Below are 16,885 nucleotides of genomic sequence, written 5' to 3' on the forward strand. Positions count from 1 at the left end.
GGTAAGGTAATGTAGACTTTTTCATACAAGGGGGACTTTATGATGGAACGCACATCTGTAGAAGAGACATTGACGAGCGTGATTGAATGCATGCGCGCCTGTAATCATTGTTTTTCAAAAAGTTTACAAGAAGAAGATTTGCACATGTTCACCGAATGCATTCGACTGACAAGGGAATGCTCTGACATTTGCACGTTGGCGTTAAACGCCTTAGAAACAGATTCAGCTTTCTCTAAACCAATTGTCGCATTGTGCGCTCAGGTGTGTGATACATGTGCCGTCGAGTGTGGTCGCCACTTGCATGACCACTGCCAAGCTTGCGCGAAAGCATGTGAGCGCTGTGCAGAAGCGTGTCGTACACTCGTCGCTGCTTAACCACGACATTCGTCTAACTTTCTGTTAGACTTTTTTTATTGCAAAGAAAGAAGGTGAAGCACCATGCAACATACCATTCTCGCGCTCGATGTGGAGACCGCAAACCGAGACAGTCGCAGTATCTGTTCTGTCGGATGGAGTATCCTCAAAAACGGAGAAGTCATCGACACTGATCAACGACTTGTCAATCCAGAGGAGGACTTTGATATGGGTAACATCCGTGTCCACGGCATTCGTCCGAGCGACGTGTGGGATGCCCCAGCGTTACCGGAAGTACTTGCCTCTCTTTACCCGATTTTACGAGAAGTCGACCTCGTCATCGCACATAACGCCTCATTTGATATGGGCGCCTTGAGAAAGGCGATCGTGAAATATGACTTGTACGATTTTCCAACGATTGAGTACGGGTGCACTGTCAAACTGTCACGAAAACTCTATCCAGGATTAGCGAACCATAAGTTAAACACGATGGCAGACTACTTGAATGTCCCGTTCATTCACCACGACGCTGCAGAAGATGCGCGGGTCTGTGCGCTCTTAATGCGCGACATGATGCAAAAGACAGGTATTATGAGTCCCCGTGAGTTACATCGCTACACCTCAGTGAAAACAGGTACACTCGCATACTAAACCGGCCACGATTTCGTAGCCGGTTATTTTTTGAAAATCCATCGCTTTTGAACATAATAGCTGACGAAAAAGAGAAAACTGTCGACAATAATTTTTAAGATAACTTCTCCTTGTCTAAATAATAGAAACAGGATATATACCAGTAGTGCCGAGATCGCCATCTGGAGAACGACGAGAGAAAAATATTTGGAAAGTGATCGTCGCGCTTTTGAATGAAAGACGACTTTCCGATTGACGAAATAGTTGAATAAAGAGGAAATGATTCGTGCGAGTACCGTTGCCACGATGACATGGGTTGTATCGAAGTACGGTGACAATAAATAGATAAAGACTGCATACATACCCACGTCGACAAGGAACGATGCGACGGATGATGCCGAATACATCAAAAACATGCGATAGATTAATATCGAATCTAAAATCGGTCTGAAATGGGACGAGTCATTTTCGTTCTCATATACCGTCTGGATGGTCGTCTGTTGAATGGGGACCTGCAAGCGTTTGGTGAACGTCAGCATATTCATCTCGAACTCGTATCGGTTCCCAGGAATGTCGAGCAACTGTCTCACGTATCGCATCGGTATGGCACGTAGACCAGTCTGTGTGTCTTTCAATTTCAATCCGCTCCCGATTAACATGACGAGTCGCGTCGCCTGGTTACCGAAGCGACTTCTAAGGGGGATCTTGTCACCACTGAAATCACGACATCCCATGATTAGATGATGCGGCTTACTTACACCCTCCTCATATACATTGACGACATCCTTAGGAAGATGTTGTCCATCGGCATCTACCGTGATGACACCTAACTTATCAGTATAATTCTCCACAATATAGCGTAAACCAGTCTTTAGTGCTGCTCCTTTTCCTCGATTCTGTTCATGTGCTAACACCACATCGACGATTGAACCTAGCTCCCGAAAAATTGAATCGGACGATGCATCACTTCCATCATTCACGACGATAATTGTCGAGAATCCGTCTGCTCTCAATTTCTCTACAAGTGTGACGAGTGCACCATCAGGGTTATAGGCCGGGATTAGAATTGAATACGCATCACGTACTCCTACTTCATGCATTTGCATCGCCACCCCTCCTCTCCCTTCCTCTATACCCGAAGCGACTGCTTCACATTCCCACAAAAAAATGCATCAGCAAGAAGCTGATGCATCGAATCATCCGATGAAAATCAAATAAGACGAAACAAAGTAAACGACGACCACAAGTAGTGAAGGAATGACGTAGCGTACCTTCGAGGTGACGTTTTGTCGAAGCACGCTGTACATGACAAGGATTGATAGAATCGTGATACCGACCGCTGATACGAGATGTGACGTAGATACGTCTGCCAAAATCGAACCATTGCGATAGAAGACGTCTGACATAGCGATAATGAGCATGTTAAAGATGTTACTTCCGAGAATCGATCCGAACGCCAAGTTGACGTTTCGAAGTTTAAGTGCCATAAACACGGCGACCGCTTCAGGTAAAGACGTTGATGCCGCAATCAAAAAGCTACCGACAAAACTTGAACCGAGTCCTGTGACGACGGCAATCTGGTCACCCGTGATGGAGAGTGCTGTTCCGGCCGCCATGATGACGACGGCAGCAATCAAAAATCCAAATCCAGCTCGTTTCAAGGTGATATCTTCATACTTGCTGACAACAACCTCTTTTTCTACTTCATGTTCAGCGACTGGCTCTTTCGGCTGCTTCCCAATATAGTAAATTCCGACCCCATAAAGAATAGCGATCAAAAGTGCGTCCACACCGATTCCGATAAACGTCATATCGACACGGACAATCAAGGCGACCAAAGTCGTAACGGTCAACAACAAACCAAGTCCCGCCGTATATAAATGATCACGGCTCGCATAATTGAAGAGTTGTTTTTGACGGAAATAAAGATCGAACATTGCCAAAATAAAAATGTTGAACAAGTTAGAGCCTAGCATGTTTCCGATAGCGATGTCTGGATTGTCAATCATGACCGCCGATATACTTGTCGTCACTTCAGGTAGTGACGTCGCCCCCGCCAAAAGAACGGTACCAATAAGCATCCCGCCCATTTTTGACTTTTCCGTCATGACATCGGCGTATGTGGACAACTTGATTGCGGCGAAAACCGTGATGGCCGCAGCCAATAAGAAATAAACAAATATCATTTTTTCTCCTCCTTGGGTAAACAAAAAAGACCTTTTTATGGACGACAAAAACGCCCATAAAAAGGTCTTGCGGACTTGTAAAAGCTCGATGGACCGAGTGCATGCGCACTGTAATGACGACCCATCGACCACGATTGTGGTCGCTACTCCCCTTTTTATCTTCCACTTGACTATAGCATGAACCGTCCTAGTTGACAATCGAACGGCGCATGAGTGTGACAAAATCCGGTGCATCCAAAGCAGTTCGATAGCCCAGTTCTTGAATTGCAGCTAGTAATGGGGCCGACAAAGGTGTGTTCCAACCAGCTCGCTCGAGTTGTTCACGAAATTCATGTACCTCAGCCTCATCCACCGATGCACGAGCAACAATCTCTTTTAGTTCATATGCAGTTTTACAAAGTGGTGCCGCTTCTTGAACCCATTCATCCTCGATAAAATAGGTAAGAATTGATTCAAAGAGTCTTGCCACTTTCCGATCTTTTTCATTATTTCCGCCATAAAATAAGATATTGAGTTCTTGTTCGTACAGACCAATCAAGTCTGTCGAACTACGAAATGGTTCGAAAGCAAGTAGCAGCTGATGATAATACCAAGATTGATCGCGCATCGGACGTTTAAAGCGTTGCCACACCGTCATCCCTTCCATCTCTAAATCATAGCGGATGGAACGGAGATTATGTAGCTTGTCCGCCACGAGGAGTGCGACCTCATCAAATTGTAGAAAGGAGATGTGTTGCAAAGTCTTTCGTTTTCGTTGTTCCCACGTTTCCTCCCGATTTCTCTCAGAGACGGCAAGTACGAGCCGTAACACGTCTGGACCAAATCTCGCTAAAATTTCTTCCGGTTCCGTATTCGTATCTTCAATCAAGTCATGAAGGAGCCCTGCTGCCACGACCGTTGGCGGTTGCTGATCCGTTTCGAGAAGCAATGCAACTGAATATGGATGTGACAAATATGGAATCGATGAACCTTTGCGATGTTGTCCTCCATGACGAATCGATGAAAAGCGGAGTGCTTCTTCTACAAGGGGATTCATAGCACCTTCCTCCTAATCTCGGGTATAAACTCTTCTATTAATTACCCGGATTTAGGCAGAAATAACCTATTTTCTTTCTAAAATTAGGTATATAGTCTTATCATTCTTCATAAATCATTTTTTTCGTCATTCCACCATCTACGACGAGATTATGACCATTGACAAAGTCATTGTTTCGGTCAATCAAATAGCTTACTGCTCGGGCGATATCATCCGGTTCCCCGACTCGTCCTGACGGGTGTTGACGATGATCGACTTCACGTAAGCTTTCTTCTGACGTATGAATCCACCCTGGGCTGATTGCATTTACCGTTACGGGTCGTTCACTCAATGAAATGGCAAGTGAGTGAGTCAAACCGACAATTCCACCTTTTGAGGCGCCGTATGCATCCCAGTGAGGTTCATTTTGAGAAGCCCTTGTAGAGGCCATGTTGACGATCCGACCGTACGATTCATCATGATTAAGTTCTAAAAAGTATTTTGCACAAGTAAAAGTGCCGACTAAATTGACGTCGATGACTCGTTTAAACGTATCGACATTCAGTTCGTCGATTGGCTTGACGAGTGAGGCGATTCCACCATTGTTAATCAAAACGTGCGCACGTCCGACACGTGTCTTGATATTTTCAAATACACGTTGTAATTCCTCTGTATTTCCAAGATCAACTTGATAAAAGAGCATCCCTTCAATATGCGGGTCATCCTCGATATCTAAACCAATCACTTCATATTGGTCTACAAACTCATTTGCGAGCGCATATCCAATTCCTTGAGTCACTCCTGTAATAATCATCACGTCTTTCATCTATTCATCCCTCCTAGAAGAATGTATACCCGAATGTAGCTTACTCAGTCCACAGTTTACGATTCGATGTCGTAATGACGCTTGCACCAGCAGCAAGGGCTTCGTTCACTTCTTCTGTCGTCTCAATGAGGCCACCTGCAAATACCGGTATACCGGTCCGCTCCTGCACTCGTCGAATATACTTCGGCACAATTCCTGGAAGCACCTCAATATAGTCTGGTTTTGACCGTTCAATATGTCTGATACTCTTTTCTAAAGATGTCGAGTCAATTAAAAATAAACGTTGTACCGTCATCACATTATTTTGTTTCGCCTTAACGATGACGTTTCCTTTCGTCGAGATGATTCCCAACGGTTTAAACGTTTGGCAGACGTATTCGGTCGCAAATTCATCCGCTTTCATGCCTTGGATTAAATCCATATGAACGAATACCTTTTTTTGATGCTTCTCCAGCAGTTTGAAAATTGACTCTAAACGACTCATATGAACCTCAAGCAATACGCCTAACTCAAGTTCACTTGACAAAAATCGTTCTAGATCGCGCATATCCCTTATCGCGGGCAAGATCGATTGTCCATGTAACATCCGCAATTCCCCCTGTCTCTTCTCTCATTATGCCGATAGCCATTTTCAGAAATCAAGGTTTACTCATTCAATATAGTGGGAAAGTAAAATTAACTTGTGTAGAGGGGGATTTTAGTATGGTCAATGAAGTTACTGTTAAAGTTGAGACACCGACACCGGAACAACATCAGTCGTTACGTGTGAAGGCGGGAATGCCTCGGCGATCGGATGAAAGTACAATAAAAGGTCTTAAAAACACATTATTTGGTGTCTGTTTATATTTAGATGATGAGATCGTCGGAATGGGACGAGTCGTCGGGGACGGCGGGATGGTCTTTCATCTAGTCGACATCGTTGTTGATCCAGAGTGTCAAGGCCTCGGTCTTGGAAAGCTAATTATGGAGAATTTAATGGAGTGGATTTTAAAGGAAGCGGATGAGACGGCTATCATCAGTCTGATCGCAGATATTCCGGCGGATGGATTATATCGACAATTCGGCTTTGACTATTCACGTCCTGAATCAGTTGGCATGGAGTACCAGTGGAATCAATCAGAAAGTTAATACCCCTCAACGAAGGAGATGACTTATGGATGGATTGAACATCATCGTGTTGCTCGGACTGGCGCTCACGCTCATCTCCGTCTTCAGCCTCCTTATTGAACGCCTGTACTTTCCTAGTATTTTAGCGTTTATCGCCATTGGTGTTGGAGTCGGCTTTTTCTGGGACGGAAACGAGGTATTTAAAATTGCGGGTGAAATCGGGATTATTCTGTTATTTTTCCTGCTCGGTTTAAAGTTTCCGTTACGTGAACTTTGGAAACGGATGCGAAGAGTATGGAAGGCGGGCGTTCTGGACATCGTCCTTTCATTTGGTGTCTCATTCGGAATCGCCTTGCTGTTTGGGTTGGACTTTCCACGTGCCTTCCTGATTGGTGCCGTATTGTATGCGACGAGCTCTTCCATCTCGGCGAAACTGCTTGAGCGCCACTCCGAAAAACATGAAGATATTAAAGAATTCGTACTCGCTCTACTTATTTTCGAAGATATTTTTGCACCACTCCTGCTTACAATTGCCCCATTCATTATTCAAGAGGAACCGATAGCCATGACTGACGTTGGCAAAGTGTTTGCCGGATTCCTCATTTTTGGTGTGCTGTTGTTTATTGGTTCAAATTTTGTATCAAAACAACAAAAGTTCTCGAAACATTTGTTGCGTCAGGATGATGCGAGTATCGGTCTTATTGGACTTATCCTCTTCTTCGCTGGGATCGGTATGGTATTTGGGCTTTCTGAGATTTTAGGAGCCTTCATTGCCGGAATCATGCTAGCTGATATCCATGACGTTCGTCCGCTTAAACGTTTGACTGTACCAGTTCGTGATTTGTTTCTCCCCATTTTCTTTATTTCATTTGGGATATCAATCAATTTAGAGAAAGGTGTCATCGTTAACGCACTATTTTTTGTCTTGATTGTTTGGGGTGTTTTGTCGAAATGGATTGTCGGTCGTGTCGGAGGCAGGATCTACGGGCTATCTCGTGTTCAGGCAAATGAAGCCGGCTTCTCTCTCGCTCCTCGTGGAGAGTTCTCCATCTTGTTTACCGCCCTCTCGAACGGTGCAATCAACTTATTTGTTGGTCTCTACATTTTCGTATCAGCCATTGTCGGTATTATCTTATTCCGCTTCTCTGAATACTTGGCTGAGAAGACAGAACGAACACTTACAAAAGTATTACCCGAGAAGAAAAAAGAAGAGTAAGCGGGCGAACCCATTCATAGGTCCACCCGCTTTTTCATTTAGTCTTTTGCTAGTTTTTGTGCCGTTTTTTACGCCAAACAACATAAGCGATCACCCCAACGAGGAGCAGGCCGTAAATCGTGTAAGAATACGCATCCAGGTAGGCGAGAATATCTTGCCAGTTCTCACCAACCTTCATCCCGACCATGATGAGGATCGTATTCCAAATTGCCGTTCCGGCAGTACTGAGAAGTAAAAACTTCAGAAATGGCATATTTGACATACCAGCCGGGACAGAGATGAGACTTCGAACGACTGGCATCAATCGACCGAAGAAGACCATCCATCCTCCATAGCGATCAAACCAGGCATCCGCTTTTTTAACGTCATCGATATTAAGACGAAGCCACTTCCCATATTTCTTCGTCCACTTTTCAATCTGTTCGACATCAAATAAGAGACCAAGTCCGTACAGTAATACTGCCCCTAAAATAGCTCCAACCGTCGAAGCGACAATCACGAGTATGATTGATAAATCAGTCTTGACTGCAAAAAAACCACCAAAGAGTAATACGACTTCAGAAGGGATGGGCGGAAAGACGTTCTCAATAAAAATCATGAACGCGATTCCTATGTATCCGTATTGTTCGATTATCGAAATCATCCAGTCACTCATTTTGATGCCTCCATTCCCCAACTTTATACCCAACCTTCCAAACGAGTAATCGTTGAGGCATGCTACACTTATATAAAAAGGAGTTGATGGAGATGCAAGAAACACTTCGCTGCCCGTGGTGTGGGAATGACCCGCTCTACGTTCGCTATCATGACGAGGAATGGGGCAATCCAGTTCACGATGACCAAAAACATTTTGAGTGTCTGACACTTGAGAGTGCACAGGCTGGGCTCAGTTGGATCACGATTTTAAGAAAGCGTGAAAACTATCGCTCCGCCTATGCAAATTTCGAGGTGAACGAAGTAGCACGTTTTACAGAAGCAGATATTGAGAGACTCATGGCAGATAGCGGAATTGTCCGGAACCGACGAAAAATTGAAGCATCCATCAATAACGCGAAACAGTTCATCAAACTACAGGAAGAGTTTGGCTCGTTCGATTCATATATTTGGTCGTTCGTTGATCATAAACCGATCATCAATTCGTGGGAGCGACTTGATGAAGTCCCCGCAACGACAGAATTGTCTGAGCGATTGAGTAAAGACCTGAAGCGGCGTGGATTTAAATTTTTAGGACCAACCACGGTTTATGCCCACCTACAAGCGACAGGTCTTGTCAATGACCATCTCGTCTCTTGCACATTTCGATAACTTAAGACCAGATATCAAAAACATCTTTACATCTCCCCCGTTCTTGTGACAATATTTTGACAAAGTGATATTCTATCACTGAAAACGTTTTCATATTTTATATCTTTCGGGGGGATGTTGATGAACGGAATTTTAGTGTCCATTGTCTTATACATGGCACTGATGGTCTTACTTGGGATCATCGCATATCGAAGAACAAGCAGTATCGGAGATTATATGTTAGGCGGACGGGCACTCGGACCCGGCGTCGCCGCTTTATCTGCTGGCGCGTCTGACATGAGTGGATGGCTCTTGATGGGATTACCTGGTGCGATGTATGCCACGGGAATCTCAAGCGGCTGGATTGTCATCGGGTTGACAATCGGCGCCTACTTGAACTGGTTATTGGTCGCTCCGAGATTGCGCATTTATTCCTACATATCGGATGATGCGATCACAATTCCAGATTTTTTTGAGAAGCGATTCAAAGACTCAAAAGGATTGTTACGTTCCTTTTCTGCTGCTGTCACCCTCATCTTTTTCACGTTGTATGCGACGAGTGGGTTCGTTGCAGGTGGACGACTGTTCAATGCCGTCTTTGACATCAAGTTTGTGACAGGCGTTATCATTCTTGCATCGATTATCATTCTGTATACGTTCATCGGTGGTTTTTTAGCCGTAAGCTGGACGGACTTCGTTCAAGGATTGATTATGCTTTTTGCGCTCATTTTTGTACCGGCGATCGCCATTATGGCAACGGATGGTGTCTCGAACGCATTAGACACGGTTCGGGATATCGATGAAGCGTTACTTGACCCTTGGACGGGACAATCGCTGATTGGTATCATTTCTTTATTCGCGTGGGGCCTTGGATATTTCGGTCAACCTCACATCATCGTACGCTTTATGGCAATTGGAAAACTAGAAGACATTAAAACAGCACGTCGCATTGGAATCTCTTGGATGGTCTTCACTGTCGTCGGGGCGATGGCGACCGGATTGTTTGGTCTTGCCTATTACACGCAACAAGGACTGACAATCGATAATCCTGAAAACATTTTTATTAATCTATCAGACTTATTGTTCCCTGATTTGGTCACCGGTGTGTTATTGGCGGCTCTTCTTGCTGCCATCATGTCGACCATTTCATCACAATTGCTCGTCTCATCAAGTGCAGCGACGACAGACTTTTATCAAAAATTCTTCCGTAAGGACGCAGGTGACCGTGAACTCGTCATGGTCGGTCGTATCACTGTCATTCTCGTCTCTGTCGTATCGATTGTACTCGCGCTCGATGCAGATGACACCATCTTAAATCTTGTCGGTTATGCTTGGGCAGGATTTGGTTCATCATTTGGACCTCTCATACTGTTCAGTCTCTTTTGGAAACGAACAACTCGTCAAGGCGCCCTTGCCGGTATGTTGACTGGTGCATTTGTCGTCATCCTTTGGAAGAATTACGCATCTTCACTTTTTGGCACGTTCGGAACGCTCTATGAGATGATTCCAGCATTCTTCCTGTCTGCACTCGCCATTTATGTCGTTAGTTTAATGACGCCTCCACCAAGTGAGGTCATTCAACGTGAATTCGACCAAATGCGTGACATGGTGAAAGAACATATTAAATAATCTTCTCGGCAGGTCTTCTTGACCTGCCATTTTTATGTACAAGGAGTTTTATAGATTTTTAACGAATACTATATATATATTAAGATTAATTCCATTTTGAAAAGGAGATTTTTGATGAAACCCTTTAAAACCATCTCTCATCTCACATTCGCTTCAAGCCTGATTCTATTATTCGGTTGTGGTCAATCTTCATCGACAAATCAAGAATCCCCAATTGAAACCGAAGAGCCAATCGTCGAAACACCTGTAGAAGAGCCCCCTTCCGAACCTGAGCCAACCGTCACGACGGCATCCATCTATGCTATTGGTGATGTATTGCTACACGATTCGGTTTACAACGCAGCCCGTGTCAATGACGGCTATGATTTTGACACTTCTTTTGAACAAGTCGCGCCGATTTTAGAACGAGCGGATATCGCAATCGCTAACCAAGAGAGTATGATTGGCGGGAGCGAAATTGGGTTGTCGAGCTATCCGGCTTTTAACAGCCCATTTGAGATTGGCGATGCTTTGCAACGTGCCGGGATTGATTTAGTCACGACGGCGAACAATCATACGCTAGATCGCGGCGTTCGTGCGATTGAGAATTCGATTGGTCACTGGAATGAAATCGGAATGCCTTATACCGGTTCGTTCTTATCTGCTGAAGACAAGGCAAACATCCGAACATTGACGGCAAACGAGATTTCCTTCTCCTTTTTAGCCTATACGTATGGAACGAACGGCGTGATTCCGAAACAGCCATACCACGTCAACTATATCGATCTCGAGCAAATGCGCCCTGAAATCGAGAAAGCAGAACAAACTACCGATTTGACCGTCGTATCCTTACATTTTGGAACAGAATACGAAACGATACCGAACGAAAGTCAAACTGAGCTTGCTCAAACTCTTTCAGATCTCGGCGTCGACATCATCATCGGTCACCATCCTCACGTCCTACAACCACCGAAGATGCTTGAGGGAGCTGATGGCAATCAAACATTCGTCGTGTATTCACTCGGTAACTTCCTATCTGGACAACAAGGCGATGATCGCAATACAGGTGGAATCATCGGGATAGACGTTGTCAAAACGACCGAAGACGATGTTTCAACATTCGAATTGAAAAATCCGATGTTTTATCCAACATTTACACAGAAATCATCAGAAGGACATTATGAAGTCGTCCCTTTAAAATCAGCAAAATCCGAGCTCTTCTCTCCTGTCAGCGAACATATGTCGCAATGGTTACCAGAGCTTACAATCGAACAATGATGACCACGAATGTTTCGTGGTCATTTTTTTCTTTTCAAAAAAGGGTTGCCACAGTGTTTATTATCCCTTACACTAAGTCGTATATTTATAAACAAAGATTAATAATTATTCATAAGGGGTGCTTACATTTTGAAACAAAAACTCGTATTGGCTTACTCAGGTGGACTTGATACATCGGTTGCAATCAAATGGTTGGATGAACAAGGATATGATGTCATCGCCGTATGTTTAAATGTTGGAGAAGGAAAGGACTTAGAAAAAATTCAACAAAAGGCGATGAAAGTCGGGGCTAAAAAGTCAATCGTCATCGACGCGGTCGATGAATTCGTGAGCGACTTCGCACGCTACTCGATGCAGGCACATACGTTATACGAAGGCGTATACCCACTCGTATCCGCTCTATCACGCCCTCTCATTTCGAAAAAATTGGTTGAAGTTGCTCAAGCAGAAGGTGCAGTTGCCGTGGCACACGGATGTACGGGAAAAGGAAACGACCAAGTTCGTTTTGAAGTGTCCATCCATGCACTCGATCCGTCACTTGAAATCGTTGCACCTGTTCGTGAGTGGAAATGGTCACGTGAAGAAGAGATCGCATACGCAGCGAAACACAATATCCCAATCCCAATCGTTCAAGAAGAACCTTTCTCAATCGACCAAAACATTTGGGGACGTGCGATTGAATGCGGCATTTTAGAGGACCCATGGGCCGCACCACCAGAGAGCGCTTATGAGTTGACGGCGGCTCTTGAAGATACACCGCATGAGCCTACTTATCTTGAGCTCGAGTTCAAGAACGGGGTTCCGGTGGCCATCAATGGTCAAAGCCAATCGTTCACAGATATTCTAAAAGAGTTGAATATTGTCGCAGGTGCACATGGCGTCGGTAAAATCGACCACATTGAGAACCGTGTCGTTGGAATCAAATCACGTGAAGTGTATGAGGCTCCTGGCGCAATGACGTTGATCACAGCTCATAAGGCGCTTGAGGCATTGACGCTTGTGCGTGAAGTTGCGCATTTCAAACCGATTGTCGAGCAAAAGTTGACGGAGACGATTTATAACGGACTTTGGTACTCTCCTCTCACGAAAGCACTACTCGCTTTCATCGACGAGACGCAACAGACCGTCACAGGTACGGTGCGGATGAAACTGTTCAAAGGACAAGCAATTGTAGACGGACGTAAGTCACCAATCTCGCTTTATGACGAGGAACTTGCGACGTATACATCTGCAGACACGTTCGATCAACAAGCAGCCGTTGGATTTATCAAACTATGGGGTCTCCCTACAAAAGTACAGTCAGAGGTATTGATGGAAAAAGGGGCGTTCATTAATGAGTAAATTATGGGGAGGGCGTTTCGAGAAGACAGCTAGCGATTGGGTCGATGCATTTGGTGCCTCGATTGAATTTGATGCTCAACTCGTCCTTGAAGATTTAGAAGGCAGTATGGCGCATGTGACGATGCTCGGGGAGCAACACATCCTCTCCCATGACGAAGTGAAACAACTCATTCAAGGATTACAACAACTTAAACAAAAAGCAATCGCTGGCGAGTTGACGTTTGAGGTGTATCATGAAGACATCCATATGAATTTAGAGGCGTTGCTCCATGAAGAGATTGGTCCGATTGCTGGGAAAATGCATACGGCACGTAGTCGTAATGATCAAGTCGCGACGGATATGCACCTTTACTTGAAAGAACGAGTAAAAGAAGTCGTTCAATTGATTGAATCGCTTCAACATGAATTATATGCACACGCCTCAGAAAATGTAGAGACGATTATGCCTGGCTATACGCACCTCCAACGAGCTCAGCCGATTTCTTTGGCACATCATTTACTCGCCTACTTTTGGATGCTCGAACGAGACAAAGAACGCTTTAATGACAGTTTGAAGCGAATCGATTGGTCACCGCTCGGTGCAGGTGCACTCGCTGGGACAACGTTCCCGATTGACCGTGCTCGTTCGGCTGAATTACTCGGATTTAATCGTGTCTATCCGAACAGTTTAGACGCCGTCAGTGATCGCGATTTCATTCTCGAGTTCTTGTCGAACGCATCGATGCTCATGATGCATCTCTCGCGCTTTTGTGAGGAGTTAATTCTTTGGGCAAGTGAAGAATATCGCTTCATTACCGTGTCTGATACGTTCTCGACCGGTTCAAGCATGATGCCACAGAAGAAAAATCCAGACATGGCCGAGCTCGTACGTGGGAAATCAGGTCGCGTTATCGGAAACTTGATGGGATTGTTGACCCTTATGAAAGGACTTCCTCTCGCGTATAATAAAGATTTGCAAGAGGACAAAGAAGGTATGTTTGACACGGTCAAAACCGTTCAAGGATCGCTAAGTATTATGGCCGGGATGATGAATGAATTGACATTCCACCCGGACACGATGAAGCAAGCAACCGAACACGATTTTTCAAATGCTACCGAGCTTGCTGATTATTTGACGGCAAAAGGCATGCCGTTCCGTGAAGCGCATGAAGTAACTGGGAAACTCGTCAAATACTGCGTCGATGAACGTCTATATTTACGCGAACTACCGATGTCTGTGTTCCAAACACATTCTACTTTGATTGAAGAAGATGTGTATCACGCCTTGACCCCTGAACAGGCAGTTGCACGTCGTAATAGTTACGGCGGCACAGGATTTGATGCCGTTCGTGAACAGTTAAAAGAAGCTTCGGAATGCATAAATAAGATGACCCATTCATAATAGAATCGAACCCGTCACTATTTTCTGTGACGGGTCATTTTATTTCTCCTGCTCATTCAAACGTTCAACGAAAGAAGAAAGTCCTTCATCCAGAAGGATATCGAACACCTCCATCATCTCATCAATAGAGTTTTCATTGACGTCTAGCAAATATTGCAGGACGACTCCATCGACCGCTGCAATCAACCATGAACTGAATGCTTTGTTTAAACGAGTATTTTCTAGTCCGTACAAATGAATCAGGATTTGTTCAATCTTTTTTATCCATTCTGAGTACTTATTTTTTAATTTTACTTGCGCATCAACGTTCCCCAATAATACTTCATGAGCAAAATGATATTGCAACCTATTCTCTGCATCTTTATGAAACCGTTCAGCCGTGTTTCGAACAATTTCCAATTTAATGTTATCTTTTGAAAAGGATTTGTCTGTCACGTCTTTGGCTATTTGAGAGGAGACCGATAAGCTTTCATTCAATAAATCGTATAATAAATCTTCTTTATTTTTGTAATGATGGTAGATAGCACCTGTCGTCATATCAGCCTCTGTTGCAATTGCTCTAACTGTTGCCCCGTTAACCCCATTGCGTATAATGACATTTCTTGCCGCATCCAAAATTTTATTTTTCCCATCCACGTATACCATCCCCTTTCAAATCCATTTTAGAATACCATAGCCACATAATCGATAGCGCTCAAAACCACATAATGTGAAATTTTTCACATTGACTAATCTAAATAGACGGCGTACACTAAAAACATAACAAACGTTATGTTTGTTAAATTTAAATGAGAAGGTGAATGGAATGAACGTCTGGCCGCATATGATCTCGATGCCACTCTATTTAGGATTGTTATTAGGAATCATCGTTTTTTTCAGAAAGCACTATAAACTATCCGCCTACTTTTGGCTCGCTTCGTTATTGACCATCCCATTATGGATGATGGGGAATGTCGATGGCTGGTTTCGTTGGGCAAAAATTGTAAGCGTTATCATACCAACGATCATCGTTGGTTTCTCTCGAATCGCTATTTACGAGAACAAGCAAGGACGAATCTGGAACTTCTTAAAGCGTGACGAATTTTTATGGTTCTTCTATGCCATCTTGTTTTTAAATATCGCTGAAGCCACAATTAAAGACGTGACACTCGGCAACTACTTTAATGCCGCCTGTGGATTTTTACTCTGTGTGACGATTCCTTTCGCACCGACATTTTGGACGTTTGCGAAAGAAGGCTATGCCGATCTCGTAGCTTATACGACAGGCTCTTGGAATTTTATCTATACGTCATGGAACGCATGTTTCGTCTATGCGGAGTCTCCTACTTATTTTGCAAGCTCACTCTGTATCTTACTTGCGGCAGAACTATATCCGGTCATCAAAGGACGCCCTGAGCTATACATTACCGCTCGCATTTACACTTTGGCAGCCCATTTATTGATTCGTGCCTGCTATGACATTTTCCCACAAGTTATGAACTCTTCGACGTGGTTTAACCCTGAAGTATTAAAATCATGGGGGGTAATTAATTTTGTGATCATCGTCCCTTATGTCTTTTGGCATATGTGGCAACTTCATCACAATAAGGCCATCATCAGCTTCAAGAGAGTCAAAGTATCATGAAGGAATCGTACATGTGAACGTATGAGCCTGATTGCTCAGTAGTGAACAAATAACCAATGTAAGGAGAAGATGTGAATGGGGATCCTGTATGAACGAATCGATCTCGTCGGATGGGGAATTGGGTTATTTGTCTTGTTTTCCTTGATGGCCTTCAATGAATTCAGCCGCTCGACTAAGTGGGGAGGAATAACATTATTCCTGATCGTGCCGACTATACTAACCCTCTATGTTTGGCCGACAACTGCCTCACCAGGGAATGAATATGGCACAGGTACATGGTTCAACTGGGTGAAAACTTATTCTGCTCTCGCCGGCTGTCTCGGTTTTATGGCCATTCGTTATCGTCCCTCGCTATTACGAAAGAAATGGATTTTGATTTTTCCACCTGGGATTTTAGCACTAAACATTTTAGAAGCCTGTATCCGAGACTTTCAAGTATATTTCTTTAATGTTCCTGATGGTGCTTATATCGATCACCTTTGGGTCATGTCGGGTCCTTGGAATTTGATGAACGGTTTCGCCGGATTATTAAATATTATCGCCATCTGCGGGTGGATTGGAATCAATATTTCTAAAGATCAATCGAAAGACATGATTTGGCCCGATATGATTTGGCCATGGATCATAGCCTATGATCTATGGAATTTCGCTTATGTTTATAATTGTATCTCTGACCATTCGTTCTATGCGGGATTAATTCTGTTGCTTTCATGTACTATCCCTTCTTTCTTTATTAAGAGAGGGGCTTGGTTGCAACATCGTGCGCATACCTTGGCTTTATGGATTATGTTTGTCATGACAGTTCCATCGTTCGCTGACCGGTTAGCTCCCGTTCCTTCGATACATGACCCAAGAGCCTTCTTTATTGTCAGTCTACTCTCACTCTCATTCAACGTGGCTCTTGTTGCCTATCAGTTTTATCGTATCCGTCAACGACATCTCCATCCACTAAAAGATGAACTTTATGTTGAAACGAAAGCATATCAGACAGCTTTGAGTCAAAATGGTTTGTCTTGAAATAATTCTTGCCAACCC

Annotated in this window: 18 protein-coding genes; 11 read left to right on the forward strand and 7 right to left on the reverse strand. The window is 44.0% G+C overall.

The window, feature by feature from the left end; translation table 11 throughout:
• The first annotated feature begins 42 nt into the window (after positions 1-42).
• Together KNO91_RS09295 and KNO91_RS09300 are read left to right on the forward strand one after the other, a co-directional pair.
• The gene (locus KNO91_RS09295; protein ID WP_214787842.1) at positions 43-375 is read left to right on the forward strand and encodes a four-helix bundle copper-binding protein; all 333 of its coding nucleotides are present in this window, start codon (positions 43-45) and stop codon (positions 373-375) included.
• 63 nt (positions 376-438) lie between these two features.
• A complete protein-coding gene (locus tag KNO91_RS09300) occupies positions 439-1,005 on the forward strand; it encodes a 3'-5' exonuclease (RefSeq protein ID WP_214787840.1) in 567 nt (188 codons plus the stop codon).
• Positions 1,006-1,028: 23 nt separating this feature from the next.
• Here the strand turns inward: KNO91_RS09300 and KNO91_RS09305 are convergent, their stop codons facing one another.
• The 5 genes from KNO91_RS09305 to KNO91_RS09325 all read right to left on the reverse strand — a co-directional run bounded on the left by KNO91_RS09305 (position 1,029) and on the right by KNO91_RS09325 (position 5,597).
• Positions 1,029-2,090: a bifunctional glycosyltransferase family 2/GtrA family protein gene (locus KNO91_RS09305; RefSeq protein WP_214817703.1), complete on the reverse strand. Its 1,062-nt coding sequence runs from the start codon at positions 2,088-2,090 to the stop codon at positions 1,029-1,031.
• 90 nt (positions 2,091-2,180) lie between these two features.
• Entirely contained in the window at positions 2,181-3,170 is a 990-nt protein-coding gene (locus KNO91_RS09310; RefSeq protein ID WP_214817705.1) for a sodium:calcium antiporter, read from the reverse strand.
• A gap of 187 nt (positions 3,171-3,357) precedes the next feature.
• A complete protein-coding gene (locus KNO91_RS09315; RefSeq protein ID WP_214817706.1) occupies positions 3,358-4,206 on the reverse strand; it encodes an HD domain-containing protein in 849 nt (282 codons plus the stop codon).
• 100 nt (positions 4,207-4,306) lie between these two features.
• Complete coding sequence (locus KNO91_RS09320; protein WP_214817709.1) at positions 4,307-5,011, reverse strand: SDR family NAD(P)-dependent oxidoreductase; 705 nt, start codon at positions 5,009-5,011, stop codon at positions 4,307-4,309.
• A gap of 40 nt (positions 5,012-5,051) precedes the next feature.
• Positions 5,052-5,597 (reverse strand): glycerol-3-phosphate responsive antiterminator, encoded by a 546-nt coding sequence (locus KNO91_RS09325; RefSeq protein WP_214794859.1) that lies wholly within the window; start codon positions 5,595-5,597, stop codon positions 5,052-5,054.
• 116 nt (positions 5,598-5,713) lie between these two features.
• On the opposite strand from KNO91_RS09325, the gene KNO91_RS09330 reads away from it, so the two are divergent.
• Together KNO91_RS09330 and KNO91_RS09335 are read left to right on the forward strand one after the other, a co-directional pair.
• Positions 5,714-6,139 (forward strand): GNAT family N-acetyltransferase, encoded by a 426-nt coding sequence (locus KNO91_RS09330; protein WP_214787827.1) that lies wholly within the window; start codon positions 5,714-5,716, stop codon positions 6,137-6,139.
• A gap of 25 nt (positions 6,140-6,164) precedes the next feature.
• Complete coding sequence (locus KNO91_RS09335; RefSeq protein WP_214787824.1) at positions 6,165-7,334, forward strand: cation:proton antiporter; 1,170 nt, start codon at positions 6,165-6,167, stop codon at positions 7,332-7,334.
• Positions 7,335-7,383: 49 nt separating this feature from the next.
• Here KNO91_RS09335 and KNO91_RS09340 read toward each other — a convergent pair whose 3' ends face one another.
• A complete protein-coding gene (locus KNO91_RS09340; protein ID WP_214817712.1) occupies positions 7,384-7,989 on the reverse strand; it encodes a DedA family protein in 606 nt (201 codons plus the stop codon).
• A 92-nt stretch (positions 7,990-8,081) separates the two neighbouring features.
• Between KNO91_RS09340 and KNO91_RS09345 the strand changes: the two genes are divergently transcribed.
• The 5 genes from KNO91_RS09345 to argH all read left to right on the forward strand — a co-directional run bounded on the left by KNO91_RS09345 (position 8,082) and on the right by argH (position 14,226).
• Positions 8,082-8,639, forward strand: coding sequence for a DNA-3-methyladenine glycosylase I (locus KNO91_RS09345; protein ID WP_214787819.1), 558 nt, complete (start codon positions 8,082-8,084; stop codon positions 8,637-8,639).
• Positions 8,640-8,759: 120 nt separating this feature from the next.
• On the forward strand, positions 8,760-10,247 hold the full coding sequence (gene putP, locus KNO91_RS09350) for a sodium/proline symporter PutP (protein ID WP_285800645.1): 1,488 nt from the start codon (positions 8,760-8,762) through the stop codon (positions 10,245-10,247).
• A gap of 114 nt (positions 10,248-10,361) precedes the next feature.
• Entirely contained in the window at positions 10,362-11,504 is a 1,143-nt protein-coding gene (locus KNO91_RS09355; RefSeq protein ID WP_214817714.1) for a CapA family protein, read from the forward strand.
• Positions 11,505-11,630: 126 nt separating this feature from the next.
• Entirely contained in the window at positions 11,631-12,845 is a 1,215-nt protein-coding gene (locus tag KNO91_RS09360) for an argininosuccinate synthase (protein WP_214795365.1), read from the forward strand.
• Positions 12,838-14,226: an argininosuccinate lyase gene (gene argH / locus KNO91_RS09365; protein ID WP_214817717.1), complete on the forward strand. Its 1,389-nt coding sequence runs from the start codon at positions 12,838-12,840 to the stop codon at positions 14,224-14,226. Before KNO91_RS09360 ends, argH begins: the two co-directional genes overlap by 8 nt.
• 39 nt (positions 14,227-14,265) lie before the next feature.
• Here the strand turns inward: argH and KNO91_RS09370 are convergent, their stop codons facing one another.
• Positions 14,266-14,862 (reverse strand): TetR/AcrR family transcriptional regulator, encoded by a 597-nt coding sequence (locus KNO91_RS09370; protein ID WP_214794851.1) that lies wholly within the window; start codon positions 14,860-14,862, stop codon positions 14,266-14,268.
• Between the two features lie 169 nt (positions 14,863-15,031).
• On the opposite strand from KNO91_RS09370, the gene KNO91_RS09375 reads away from it, so the two are divergent.
• Both KNO91_RS09375 and KNO91_RS09380 read left to right on the forward strand, forming a co-directional pair.
• Entirely contained in the window at positions 15,032-15,850 is an 819-nt protein-coding gene (locus tag KNO91_RS09375; RefSeq protein WP_214794849.1) for a hypothetical protein, read from the forward strand.
• Between the two features lie 75 nt (positions 15,851-15,925).
• Positions 15,926-16,867: a DUF5692 family protein gene (locus KNO91_RS09380; protein WP_214817719.1), complete on the forward strand. Its 942-nt coding sequence runs from the start codon at positions 15,926-15,928 to the stop codon at positions 16,865-16,867.
• The last annotated feature ends 18 nt before the right edge of the window (positions 16,868-16,885 follow it).

The sequence above is a fragment of the Exiguobacterium sp. s59 genome (assembly GCF_018617475.1).
Taxonomy (GTDB): domain Bacteria; phylum Bacillota; class Bacilli; order Exiguobacteriales; family Exiguobacteriaceae; genus Exiguobacterium; species Exiguobacterium aestuarii.